The 12,224-nt window shown below is 56.8% G+C and carries 11 protein-coding genes; 1 reads left to right on the forward strand and 10 read right to left on the reverse strand.

The features are described from left to right. Window positions 1-56: 56 nt before the first annotated feature. The 3 genes from KT71_RS12435 to KT71_RS12445 are packed head-to-tail and all read right to left on the reverse strand — an operon-like array spanning window position 57 to window position 2,697. Window positions 57-755, reverse strand: a complete 699-nt coding sequence (locus tag KT71_RS12435) for a hypothetical protein (RefSeq protein ID WP_008295036.1) — start codon at window positions 753-755, stop codon at window positions 57-59. A 14-nt stretch (window positions 756-769) separates the two neighbouring features. Then, window positions 770-1,447 carry a response regulator gene (locus KT71_RS12440; protein WP_008295035.1) on the reverse strand — a complete coding sequence of 226 codons (678 nt, stop codon included), beginning with the start codon at window positions 1,445-1,447 and terminating at the stop codon, window positions 770-772. Continuing rightward, window positions 1,444-2,697, reverse strand: a complete 1,254-nt coding sequence (locus KT71_RS12445) for a sensor histidine kinase (protein WP_023659729.1) — start codon at window positions 2,695-2,697, stop codon at window positions 1,444-1,446. Before KT71_RS12445 ends, KT71_RS12440 begins: the two co-directional genes overlap by 4 nt. A gap of 169 nt (window positions 2,698-2,866) precedes the next feature. On the opposite strand from KT71_RS12445, the gene KT71_RS12450 reads away from it, so the two are divergent. Beyond that, entirely contained in the window at window positions 2,867-3,706 is an 840-nt protein-coding gene (locus KT71_RS12450; RefSeq protein ID WP_008295033.1) for a DUF2306 domain-containing protein, read from the forward strand. Between the two features lie 159 nt (window positions 3,707-3,865). Here the strand turns inward: KT71_RS12450 and KT71_RS12455 are convergent, their stop codons facing one another. Genes KT71_RS12455 through KT71_RS12485 form a run of 7 tightly spaced genes read right to left on the reverse strand, consistent with a single transcriptional unit; the run spans window position 3,866 to window position 12,090 of the window. Continuing rightward, window positions 3,866-4,822 carry a sugar kinase gene (locus tag KT71_RS12455; RefSeq protein ID WP_008295032.1) on the reverse strand — a complete coding sequence of 319 codons (957 nt, stop codon included), beginning with the start codon at window positions 4,820-4,822 and terminating at the stop codon, window positions 3,866-3,868. Continuing rightward, complete coding sequence (locus KT71_RS12460; RefSeq protein WP_008295031.1) at window positions 4,819-6,114, reverse strand: TRAP transporter large permease; 1,296 nt, start codon at window positions 6,112-6,114, stop codon at window positions 4,819-4,821. Before KT71_RS12460 ends, KT71_RS12455 begins: the two co-directional genes overlap by 4 nt. 8 nt (window positions 6,115-6,122) lie before the next feature. After that, entirely contained in the window at window positions 6,123-6,632 is a 510-nt protein-coding gene (locus tag KT71_RS12465; protein ID WP_008295030.1) for a TRAP transporter small permease, read from the reverse strand. Continuing rightward, on the reverse strand, window positions 6,629-7,642 hold the full coding sequence (locus KT71_RS12470; RefSeq protein WP_023659730.1) for a TRAP transporter substrate-binding protein: 1,014 nt from the start codon (window positions 7,640-7,642) through the stop codon (window positions 6,629-6,631). The genes KT71_RS12465 and KT71_RS12470 overlap by 4 nt, the downstream gene beginning before the upstream one ends. Next, window positions 7,639-8,823 (reverse strand): mannonate dehydratase, encoded by a 1,185-nt coding sequence (gene uxuA / locus KT71_RS12475; protein WP_008295028.1) that lies wholly within the window; start codon window positions 8,821-8,823, stop codon window positions 7,639-7,641. The genes KT71_RS12470 and uxuA overlap by 4 nt, the downstream gene beginning before the upstream one ends. A gap of 32 nt (window positions 8,824-8,855) precedes the next feature. Then, a complete protein-coding gene (gene uxaC, locus KT71_RS12480) occupies window positions 8,856-10,304 on the reverse strand; it encodes a glucuronate isomerase (protein ID WP_040362337.1) in 1,449 nt (482 codons plus the stop codon). Window positions 10,305-10,317: 13 nt separating this feature from the next. Further along, window positions 10,318-12,090: a glycoside hydrolase family 2 protein gene (locus KT71_RS12485; protein ID WP_051403812.1), complete on the reverse strand. Its 1,773-nt coding sequence runs from the start codon at window positions 12,088-12,090 to the stop codon at window positions 10,318-10,320. Between the last annotated feature and the right edge of the window lie 134 nt (window positions 12,091-12,224).

Below are 12,224 nucleotides of genomic sequence, written 5' to 3' on the forward strand. Positions count from 1 at the left end.
CTATTCACGCCGCAGCCGCAGCCGATCAGCGTCAATGAATGCCTGCTGCTCACGCCTCAGTTCAAGATTGATTTGATAACCGCAGTGTTTTCCTCCAGTAGAGATAAAAGCTTCCTGCTATCGGCGATATCAGCGGCCTGGTTATACCGTATGCGAGCCAGTGCGGCATACAGCTCCCGTCTATTGTTTTCGACAGACTTCGTGTCCCAGCCGACAGACGCCCCTTTTTTCGGGTAAAGATGTGCTGACAGTTGAGATGATGCGTCGACCCGGTAAAGAGCTCGAATCTCGGATAGCCTGATGATCTTCTGATACCGCTGCCACAGGTCGGCAAGGCCGCCACGCAGCTCTTTAGAGCGTATCAGTCGCATATTACCGGTGTCTTTGAGTTCTTCCACGGTGCCGAGAGCAATATCGAATTGCGCGAAAATGCCTGCAACGCTGACGGCGTCAAAAATCATCCCGTGCTGTGCTTCCGATAACGCTTGCTCACTCAGCAGGTCCATGCCTGCATCGAGTGTGCCCAGCACAGCCGTCATTCTAGTCACGCTCTCCCGCAACTGCGATTGACTTTGCTCGAAATCTGCAACTAATCGGTCCAGGTATTCGGCCTCCAGTTCGCGCTCAATCCGACTGTCTTGCAAGTCGTTTACCTGTAGACCAATGAAGAAGCCGACGATGAGCATCAAAAACTCGGCCACCAGCCAGAACCAGTTGACTCCCTGAGCCTGTGCTCTCATTCGCTGAAAGATCATTGGGCAATCATTTGCTAATAGCCAATCTGCTTGCTGCCGACCGTCGCGAGCCCGCTCTCATAGGCAAACACCACCGCCTGTGCGCGGTCGCGCAGACCAAGCTTGGACAGCAGGCTCGAAACATGGGTCTTCACGGTCGCCGGACCGATGCCAAGATGCCGGGCAATTTCCTGGTTGTTCATGCCATCGCCAACACAGCGCAGCGCTTCCTGCTCCCGCCCCGTGAGTCGCTCCAAGCGCTCGGCGAGCGCTGAACTGCCGCCGCCTTGTCGGGCAAATTGCTCGATCAGCCGGCGCGTAATATCCGGGCCGAGGAGCGCCCTACCGTCGGCAACGGTGCGCACTGCGGCAACCAGTTCTTCCGGGGGAATATCCTTGAGGAGAAAGCCGCTGGCGCCGGCGCGCAGAGCGCGGTAGATGTATTCGTCGGGATCGAAAGTCGTCAGCACGATAACGCGGGTGCTATCGCCGCTTTCATTGAGAATCCTTGCCGTCGCCTCGAGACCATCGAGTTCCGGCATACGGATGTCCATGAGAATCACATCCGGCGCATGCACCCTGGCGGCGGTGATAGCCTCCAGGCCCGTGCTCGCTTCCGCGACGACCTCAATGTCCCCCTGATGTTCGAGGACCATTGCAAATCCCCGTCGAACCAAGGCCTGGTCGTCGACAACAAGTACTCGCAAGGTCATGAGCGCGCCCCATCGCAGGGCAGTAATGCGCTGACTTCAAAACCGCCGTTTGACCCTGGTCCTGTGCGCAGCCATCCGCCGAGCATTTCGGCACGCTCGCGCATGCCCGCTATGCCATAACCCCTGCCTGAGGTTTCTCCGGGTCCGCCACCGCTATCGCAAATCGACACCTCCACACCCCCGGCAGAGGAGGCTACCGTAACCGTCACAAAAACCTGTTTGCCGGCGTGTTTCAGGACGTTGGTGAGGGCCTCCTGCACAATACGGTAGACGCTGAGGTCGACGCGGGCCGGCAGGCCCGAGAGGCGCCCCCCCGTTTGTAGCTGCACCGCAACGCCGGTAGCGTTGACCTCAGCGATAAGCGACGGCAGGTCTGCGCAACCAGGTTGCGGTACAAGGCTGCTGTCGTTCTCATCGCGGCGCAGCACATGCAGTAGATGTCGCATTTCCTTAAGCGCCTGCCGCCCCGCACCTTCCACAGCTTCCATGGCTTCCATCGCAGCGATTGGATCGGATTGGCCCACGGTCTTTGCAGCACCCGCCTGAACGGTCATCAGGCTGAGCTGGTGCGCAACGATATCGTGAAGCTCCCGGGCAATGCGGCCGCGCTCCTCGGTAACGGCCAGTTCCGCTTCCCTGTTCTTGCGCTGCTCGAGGTACTGTGCTCGCTCCTCCAGGAGCCGGAGATACTCGCCGCGAAAGCGAAGACGGCGCCCGATGTACCAGAGCGCCCCCATCATCATCAGAGTAAACAGGCCGCTAAAACCGGCGCTGTTGATAACAAACATATCCATGGACGCAAGGAGAATAGCGAGCAGCACGCCTAAGATGCTGATGCGATCGTTGGCTGCATAGCGTCCGAGGCTGTAAAGGGAAAACGCCATGGCGACGACGCCGTCATTTAAGGGGCTGAGGACGGAGAGCAGCAAGCAGCAGAGAATAAGGCCGTGAACCTGCACAGGATAGCTGCGTCGCCAGTAGAGAGCGGCACTGGCCACTATTGCCAGCATCAGCAGCGCGCCGCTCATGGCCTTCCCTAACTCACCGCTCGTCGCATTTGAGGACCACATCGCCAGGGTCAGAAAGAACGCCAGCACTCCCAGCAGAGCATCCGTTATCCGAGGCCAGCGCTGAAAAGGCCCGCGGAACGGCTGCAGCGCCTTTACGGCGACGCTTCCCGGATCAGAAGCTCCCGTTACCGGCGGTGCTCGATTATCGACGCCGCCCCAACTGTTCTGTGCACTTGTCATTCAGCCACTCTAGACCACTCTGTCTCGCGCTGTCATCAGCGTTCTGGCGGTGCTTCTTCGGGTTTCTTCTCCACCTTTTGGGGGAGTCCAGTCCCCGCCGCAGGTTCGATGTGCACACTTCGCCGTTTTGTCACTATGGATTCAACGCCAACCCTATGGATCGTGACAGATGAATGACTCAGTTTTAGACCCGGCTGCGCAGAGATTTGCAGCGACACCGTCTGCGGCAACGGCCGCCCGCTATGCCGTGAACGTTTGGTACACACTGGCATTGCTGGGCCACCTGATCTTTGTTGCCTATATTCTTGCCGTGTTTTACCCGCCGATCGCGGCGCATGGCACCGCTGGCCTCGAGGGAATGCACCTTCCGTCAGGGTTTCGGGAAGGAGATTTCCTGGGTAATCTCGCGGCAACAGCGCACGTACTCCTGGCGGCGATAGTGATAGGCGGGGGCCCGCTGCAGTTGCTGCCGGCGCTGCGCCGACGCTTTCCGCGGTTCCACCGCACCCTTGGCAGGACCTACCTCACTGCGGCATGCATCAGTGCGCTTGGGGGCCTTTACATGGTCTGGACCCGCGGCACCGTAGGCGACCTGGTGGGTCACCTGACAGTCTCCGGTGATGCCGTTCTGATTCTCGTGTTTTCTGCACTGGCGGTGCATCACGCCATCGGCCGTCGTATCCCCGAACACCGACGCTGGGCGATGCGCCTGTTCATGGTGGCGAGCGCGGTGTGGTTCTTTCGCGTCGGACTTATGGGATGGCTGATGCTGACCGGCGGCGTCGGCATTGATTTTGAGACTTTTACGGGTCCATTCCTGTATGTACTCGGCTTTGCGCAGTACCTGCTGCCATTGGCGGTGCTGGAATGGTATTTCCGTATTCAGCGTGGCGCTGGGTACCGCGAACAGTGGGTGTTTGCCGCAACGCTCACGCTCCTGAGCCTTTACATGGCCGTCGGGATCTTCGCTGCTACGGCGGGCATGTGGCTACCAAGGGTCACCGCATAGGTGGCAAAGCGTATCCACAGTTTTCTTACGCTTGCCTCGGAAAGGAAAAAACGCCCATTGGGCTGCACACAAATAAGTCTGGTTGCCCGGGTCTTTGGCCTGGGCCCGCATCAGTTAAAATTAAGCTGGGGCGCGTTTCCCCGAAGAGCTGACAGGCGATCAGGTGAACTCGGGCATGGTCTCCAAAGGGATAATTGCCCCCCGGTTCATAACAACGGATCCAGCCAGTCGGTTGCCGGTTTCTGCTGCCTCCTGGAGAGACTTGCCAAAATACCGGGCGGCGAGATAACCCGCATTGAAGGAATCTCCCGCGGCAGTGGTATCGACGGGTGCGCTAACTGCCCGCGTGGCCACGAGCTTGTGCGTACCTTCACTACCAAGTAGACAACCCGCACCACCGAGTTTAACCACAACCTCGTCTACTCCCCATTCACGCAATCTTGCGATAGTGGCTTCAGGGCTATCATCGCCAAAAAGCATAAGCTCATCGTCGAAGGTCGGCAGCACGACGTGCGCCAAACGCGCGACGCGCTCAAACGCTGCTCTAGCGCTCTCAGAATCAGTCCAAGCTGCGGGGCGGAAGTTGCCGTCGAACCCGATTATCACACCGCTATCGCGCAATGCCTCCAACATGGTGTACAAGCGCTCGAGGGCTACCGCTGAATACAACGATAAGGTGATACCCGAAAGATAAACCATACCGAACGCCGACAAATTTTGGGTGAGCACCTGGACATCTGCCAGGTCATCAAACAACTCCCGCGCAGGCGATTCACCCCGCCAGTAGTCAAAAGATCGCTCTCCCGCAGCATCGGTAGTAATCCAGTAAACCCCGGGACGACGACCGGGCACGCGACGGACGAGATGGGTATCGATTTCCTCTTGTACCCAGTGATCCAATAGCCACTGGCTCCGGGCATCATCACCGAGTGCAGTCACGTACGTGCTCGGCACACCAAGTCGTGCGAGGTACACCGCGGTGTTCAGGGTGTCACCGCCGAATCCCAGAGACAGCTTTACCTCAGGGTGGCTTTCATTCGTGGTAGCGTCCTCCCTGAGCTCCAGCATGCACTCGCCGATCGCGGCGAAACCTGATTGCGGTATGCTGAGGCTCATTCGTACAGTCCAAAATAGCGCGGCAGCGCCTCACTGAATTCGGGTACAAAAGTGACCAGCAATAGTGCCACCACCATCGCCGCATACATGGGCATCAGGGGTTTTATCATTCGCTCAAGCGATGTCTTGGCGACGGCACAACTGACAAACAACACGCTACCCACGGGCGGGGTGCATAATCCAATGGATAAGTTGAGCACCATCATGATGCCAAAATGCAGTGGCGACATATCCAGTTGCACGGCAATCGGAAGAAAGATAGGCGTAAAAATCAGCACGGCTGGCGTCATGTCCATAAACGAACCTACCACCAACAGTGCAAGGTTAATCAACAAAAAAAGCACCAGCGGGTTGTCACTCACCGCCAGCAGCGATTCCGCCACCACTGTCGGAACGTTCTGAAACGCGAGCAGCCAGGACATGGCGATAGAAGTGCCCACCAGCAGCATGACGATCGCCGTGGTTTCGGTGGCTTTGAGGAGGATCGCTGGCAAATCGCTGACCGACACCTCCCGGTAAACCAGCAAAGAAAGCAATAGCGAATACAAAACGGCAATTGCTCCCGCCTCCGTCGCGGTAAACAAACCTCCAATAATGCCGCCAATCACAATAACGATGAGCGCAAGACTAGGGGCTGCCTCCACGAAGGTGCGCACCACCACGCTTGCGCTAACTTGGCCTTGTGCATGCAGTCCCTTGCTTTTTGCATACAGGGCAGAAACAACCATAAGACAAAGCGCCACCAACAGACCCGGAAGGTAACCGCCGACGAACAGCGCCGCTATCGACACGCCGCCACTCGCAACGGCATAGACAATCAGGATGTTGCTGGGCGGGATTAACAGCCCGGTGGTCGCGGAAGTAGCCGTAAGCGCGGCACTGAACTCCCGAGGAAAGTTATCCTCTTCCATCGCTGGCACCATGACGCCGCCCACCGCCGAGGTGGCCGCGACGGCTGAGCCGGAAATCGCTCCAAACAAGGCACAGGAAATGACGTTTACGAGCGCCAGGCCACCGGGCAGCGCACCAATAAAACTTCGGGCAAAAGTGATTAAGCGCTGCGCGATACCGCCTGAGCTCATCAAATTACCCGAGAGGATAAACAGTGGAATGGCGAGCAAGGCAAAACTATTTATGCCGCCCGCCATGCGCTGAGCTACCGTGGTAAGCGCCGGAGTGACATCAATGGATACCAACATGGCGGCAACAGCAGCCAAACCGATGCAAAACGCCACTGGCACGCCCAAAGTCAGCAACAAGAAAAACATCAACAGCAGAATAGCTTCTGTCATCGCTACCTCTAACCCCGCTGTGCAGTCGTTTGAGCCTGTATCTCTTCACCAATCCGCAGTGCAGCAAACAGGGTTAAAAGTACGCCGCTCACGGGCAGCACCAGATAGATCATCGCCATGGGGATACCCAGCGCTGGCGTAGTCTGTTTTAGTTCCCAGGTCATCATCACGAGATATCCGCCGCCATACACCATCGCCGCCATCGCAAAAATAGCCACCATGGCTGCGTTGAAGACCTCTAGCCGGGCCCTACCAAGCGATCCGAGCTTGCGAGGCAATAGGTCGATTGCCAGGTGCATCCGTCCGCGATAGGCATAGGTGGCCCCCAACACGCTTAGCCAGACCAACAGAAAGCGCGATGCCTCCTCTGTCCAGGAACTTGGCTGTGTTAGAACGTAACGAGACAAAACCTGCCAAGAAACAGCCATGACCAGCGCTGCCATGAGCATGATCAGCAGCCAACGCAAACCGCTCTCCAGAGCCAATAACAGCTTCCCGTAAAATGCGGCCGGCATCATAGTGGCGTTACCGCCGTTTCATTGGTTTTTAAGGCGGCAATGCGCGCCAACAAGTCACCCAAGGGCGTGCCATCATGGGCAGCTCGCAGGCCCACGACCCGATTATTGAAGGCTGATTTATCGGGTCGAATGATCTCGACCCCGGCGTCGACAACAGCCTGCAGGGCCCGCTCACTCTCTGATGACCATAGCTTGCGCTGGTAAACCACAGAGTCATCGACCGCCCGCTGCAACCACTTTTGCTGCTGCTGGCTCAGCGCATTCCATGCTGGAGTGCCAATCAACAGGATATCGGGTACCGAGGTGTGTTCATCAAGGGTGAAGTACTTACAGATTTCGTAATGGCCTGACAGATAAAAGCTAGGAAGATTATTCTCGGCACCATCAACAACCCCTTGTTGCAATGCAGTATACAACTCGCCCCAGGCTATCGGCGTTGGCGCCCCGCTCAGCGACGCGACCATCTCCAGAGCCGTCGGACTCTCCTGGACCCTAATCTTAAGACCCTCGAGATCTGCCGGCGTGTGCACGGGTTGATCTACGGTGTAAAAGGAGCGCGCGCCAGCGTCGTAATAGCCCAGACCGCGCAAACGCACCGAAGTGGGAGCAGCAAGCAACTCCCGACCAACGTCACTATCGAGGGCAGCGTGGTAGTGACGGGTGTCGCGAAATATGTAAGGCAGGTTGAACACCTTCATCTCGGGAACGAATCCCTCGAGTGGGCTGGCAGAAACCTTGGTCATCGCGAGACTGCCAATTTGGAGCAGCTCGATCAGTTCGCGCTCATTGCCCAACTGCCCGGCGGGATAGATATCAATACGCATGGTGTCACCGCTAAGCTCCTGGAGGCGGCGATCCATAACCTCCATGGCGCGGTGCACCGGGTGCGCGGTGTCCAGTGAATGGGCGAGGCGCAGCACCACCATCCGCTCCTGCGGCAGACATCCGGTCATGATCACCAAGATCAGTAACGGTAGTCCAAGCCGCGCAACGCTTAGCAAAGGCTTCATCCCAACGCCGTCTGCTTGACCCGTGTCAACGCGTGGATAACTCCTCGCAATTCGGCAAGCCCCTTCATTCGGCCCGCATAGGAATAGCCGGGTTGCAAGCGCGGGTCATTTTGCTCTGCACTCATGGTGTGACCATGGTCTGGGCGCATAGCAATAACGCGACCGTCTTCGCGAGCATTCAATTCAATATCCAGCAGAGCGGACACCAATCCCACGATGTCGTTATCACCATCCAGGTGAGGGGACTCGTAGAATGAACCATCAGACTCACGGCGTATATTGCGCAGGTGTACAAAGTGAATGTGCTCACTAAACTCCTTCGCGATAGCGACCAAATCGTTGTCGCCACGTGCACCGAATGAACCGGCACACAGAGTCAATCCGTTACTGGGGCTGGACACCGCTGCGCGCAATTTCCGAACATCCTCCGCTGTTGATACCACTCGCGGTAAACCAAACAGTGAAAACGGGGGGTCGTCGGGGTGAATGACCATTTTGATGCCTGCCGCTTCAGCAGCGGGCGTGATATCGCGAAGGAAAGCAATCAGATTCTGTCGGTAAGCGTCGTTATCAAACTGATTGAAGTGGTCAATGGCGGCAAGAATGCTGGATCGATCGTAGCTACCCTCGCCACCGGGTAGGCCTGCAATGATGTTTCGTTCAAGCGCTTCAGTTGTGGCTTCGTCCAGTGACTCATAATAAGCCTCCGCACGCTTCACCACGTCAGCGGGATAGTCTTTGTCGGCACCGGGTCGCCGCAGCACGTATAGGTCGTAGGCCGCAAAATCTACAATATCAAAGCGCAGGGCTTCGCTGCGGTCGGGCAATGTGTAACGGAGATTGGTACGCGTCCAGTCGACCACCGGCATAAAGTTGTAGCACACCACGTGGATGCCCTGCTCTCCCAGGTTTTTCAAGGTCTCGCAGTAGTTTCCTATCATGCGTTCAAAATCGCCGGAGCGAGTTTTGATGTCATTATGAAGGGGTACCGACTCCACCACGGACCAGGTCAACCCAGCCTCCTCAATCACTCGCTTTCGCTGTTCAATCTCCTCAGCCGGCCACACCTCTCCCGTCGCTATATTGTTAAGCGCGCTCACAATGCCAGTCGCACCCGCCTGTCGGATCTGTTCAAGGGTGATGGGATCCTGAGGACCAAACCAACGCCATGTTTCCTGCATATCGGTATCCTTTGAAGAATCTATTGGGAAGGTCAGGCCGCTGTGAAGCGTTCGACGCGATCACCCAAACGATAGGCTTCAACAACCAGATCAGTCGTCAGTGTCGTGATAAGCCTGAGCGCTTCTGCCTCGGACAAACGCCCCTCGGTCACCAGTTGCGCAAGAAACCGCGCATCCATGCGCCTAGCCATGTCGTGACGTGCCGGGATAGACAATAGTGCCCGAGTATCGTCATTGAAACCTGCGGTGTTATAAAAACCGGCCGTCTCGGTTACGGAGTGTCTGAAGCGCAACATTCCCTCAGGACTGTCGTTAAACCACCACGGCGGCCCAAGTCGCAGCGCAGGATAATGACCGGCCAAGGGCGCCAACTCCCGGGCATAATTAGATTCGTCGAGGGTAAATACAATGAGTTCTAGATCAGGCTCATTTCCCACGGCGTTGAGCAACGGCTTTAAGGCCTCGCAATAGTCAACACGCCTGGGGATATCAGCGCCCTTATCGGGGCCAAAACGGTTAAATAGCGCTGAGTTGTGATTACGTGAAGAGCCCGGGTGCAGCTGCATCACCATGCCATCGTCTAAGCTCATTCGCGCCATCTCGATCAGCATATGCCCACGAAATAGCTTCCGTTCGTCCCCACTGGCTGCTCCACTAAGGCAACGCCCGTAGAGGCGCCCAGCCTCGTCATCTGCCAGGCAGGCCGTGAACGGGCTGACGGGACCGTGATCCGTTGCGGTTGCACCGACGGCACGGAAAGCCGCTCGTCGCGCGCGCAGGGCGTTGAGGTAGCCAGAATAGCTCGCCACCGTTTCACCGGTGACCTCACCCAATCGTTCGACGTTCTCAGCAAAACCGTCAAAATCCGGATCGAGGACATCATCGGGACGGAACGTCGTCGTCACCCGCGTCGAAAGCCCCTGCTCGACCAAAGCCTGGTGATGCAACAGTGGATCGAGCGCGTGCTCGGTGGTCGCAATGAATGCCACATTAAAGCGATCCAGCAATTGCCGCGGTCGAAAAGCCTCCTGACTGAGGCACTCATTGATGTGGTCAAAGTAAAGATCGGCCGAGTGCTCATCCAGTTGCACTGTTAAGCCAAACACCTCAGCAAAGGTGGTATCCAGCCATACCTTCGATGGGGTGCCGGTAAATAGATAGTAGCGTCGGGCAAAATTACGCCACCCTTCTCGCGGACTGACCACCACGCTGCCCTGACGGTCGGGCACGCCCAAATCCTCCAGTGCAACACCTCGGCTATAGAGCATGCGCAACAAATAGTGGTCGGGGGTAACCAGCAATGACAGCGCGTTGTCGAACGGCGTATCGCATGCAAACCAGGCAGGATCGGTATGGCCGTGAGGGGAAATTATGGGTGCTGCGCGCACTTGCTCATAGAGTTCCCCGCACAAACGACGAACAGAGGGCTCAACAGGGAACAGCCGGTCCGGGTTGATTTGCAATATTGGCGACTTGCTCAAGATAACCTCTCCCTTACTCGACGTTCGCCCAAGAGCCTTCGTAGAAGTCACGCAGCACATAGAAGGCCTGCTTGCGTTGACCATTTTCGTCGATGAGTCCTTTACGATTACGGTAGTCCTGAATACCCGGCAGAGTGCGAAGCATGGCCCTGAAGTCCTTGAGTATCCACGGCGTCATGCCCTGTATCTGAGGACTGTTCATGATCATCCGTGACTGGGCGCGATAAACCTCAGCCTGATATTCCTCGGTCCAGGGACCCTCGCCCCGTTTGCCCGACTTGGCGCCAGCACCAAACTCAGAAATATGCATCGGCTTATCAAAGGCCGCGCTCAACACCACGTGCTCCATGAACTTGAACATAAGCTTGCGCACGGTCTTCTCGCTCACACCCAGCTGCGGCGCAATGAATCTGGCGTAATACCATCCGAAATACTCGTTGTAGCTAACTACATCCAGCAGTTCGCCGAGGGGATCATCGATTACCAGTTCGAAGCCGGAACCTACTGCCGGAGCATGATCGCCGGCTTTATCAAGCATGGCTTTAAAAATGTCACGCTCGTGCTTTGACACCTCGTCGCTGGCGGCGCCGTATGCAGCGAGATATAGCGCCGCATCCTTCAGTTCACGGCTGACATCTCCTAACAGGGCAGCACTAACAAGTCGTGTATCGTCAAGAGAGCGCACCTCGTTAATCAATGCCTCCAGAAACGCCATGCGCGGCTCTGAATACGGGGTCTCATTTGCGACGGACCAGATGACGACACTAGCGCGGTTCCAGTCCCGTGTTACCAGACGAGTGATTTGATCCTTGGCGATTTCTAGCGTCTCTGGGTTTTCCCAGGCGATGTTCCAATAAATGGGTACCTCTTCCCACAGCATTAGACCTAACTCGTCAGCCACCTGAGCCGCATGGCGGGCATAGGGGTAATGTGCCGCACGAACAAAATTGGCTCCGAGCGCCTTAGCCTCACCGAAAAGTGCCTCAAAGTCCGCCTTCGAATACGCTGCACCGTCGCGCCCAATCGGCTCTTCGTGCGTTGAAATGCCCTTGAAGCGGATGCGCTTGCCGTTCAGGAAAATTTCGGTGCCGCGAGCTTCAATCAGACGAAAACCGATGCGATCGCTAAGTTGCTCATCGGCGGTCGCAAACTCCACATCGTATAGCTTGGGATTCTCGGGGCTCCATAGCTCAGGCTTCAGCATGGCGGTCCACTGGCCTTGCCCGTCACTTCCGACGGTCACCTCAGTAGAGAAATCTAACTCTGCAATGCTCACCGTGACGGTGTCACCCGCCCGCAGACCTTGCGTAGCTACAACCCCCTCTACCCGGCCCGACAAATCTGCAAGCTCGACCTTTGCATTCACCAAATGGGCGCTTGGGGTCTCTATAAGCATCACGTCGCGGATCAAACCGCCATAGGGCCACCAGTCGGTGCGGGGGGTGGGGACTGAATGCTTTTCAAGTCGATTATTGACACTAATGACCAAGTCGTTGCCACCGCTCTTCAAAGCATCGGTAACATCAATGGAATACGGCACATAGCCGCCCACCTGTTTGGCCATAGGGGTGCCGTTCAAATAGACAGACGTAGTGTAGTTGCTCCCCCCAAACCACAAATGGTATCGCTTGCCCGGCTTGGGTTCGACGTCAAACCAACGCTGGTACCAAACGCCATCGCGATAAAAAAGTAAATCTTCAAACTGAGTATTGAAGTCACCTGGCACACTGATTTTGCGAGAACCGGCGTAGTTGTACTCCAGCACCTGCCACTCATCGACGGGCACCCGGTCAGGAGCCCATCCACCGAAGAACCCGCCGGGTGCCCCACGCCCATGGGTCAACGATAATCCACTCCACGTCTCCCCCCATGGGATCCTGAGGACCAAACCAACGCCATGTTTCCTGCATATCGGTATCC

The organism is Congregibacter litoralis KT71 (assembly GCF_000153125.2).
GTDB lineage: Bacteria > Pseudomonadota > Gammaproteobacteria > Pseudomonadales > Halieaceae > Congregibacter > Congregibacter litoralis.

Coding starts and splice junctions, on each gene's coding strand:
- KT71_RS12460 (WP_008295031.1), bottom strand. CDS start 6,114: ATGACAGAAGCTATTCTGCTGTTGATGTTTTTCTTGTTGCTGACTTTG.
- KT71_RS12435 (WP_008295036.1), bottom strand. CDS start 755: ATGATCTTTCAGCGAATGAGAGCACAGGCTCAGGGAGTCAACTGGTTC.
- KT71_RS12450 (WP_008295033.1), top strand. CDS start 2,867: ATGAATGACTCAGTTTTAGACCCGGCTGCGCAGAGATTTGCAGCGACA.
- KT71_RS12445 (WP_023659729.1), bottom strand. CDS start 2,697: ATGACAAGTGCACAGAACAGTTGGGGCGGCGTCGATAATCGAGCACCG.
- KT71_RS12465 (WP_008295030.1), bottom strand. CDS start 6,632: ATGATGCCGGCCGCATTTTACGGGAAGCTGTTATTGGCTCTGGAGAGC.
- KT71_RS12470 (WP_023659730.1), bottom strand. CDS start 7,642: ATGAAGCCTTTGCTAAGCGTTGCGCGGCTTGGACTACCGTTACTGATC.
- uxuA (WP_008295028.1), bottom strand. CDS start 8,823: ATGCAGGAAACATGGCGTTGGTTTGGTCCTCAGGATCCCATCACCCTT.
- KT71_RS12455 (WP_008295032.1), bottom strand. CDS start 4,822: ATGAGCCTCAGCATACCGCAATCAGGTTTCGCCGCGATCGGCGAGTGC.
- KT71_RS12440 (WP_008295035.1), bottom strand. CDS start 1,447: ATGACCTTGCGAGTACTTGTTGTCGACGACCAGGCCTTGGTTCGACGG.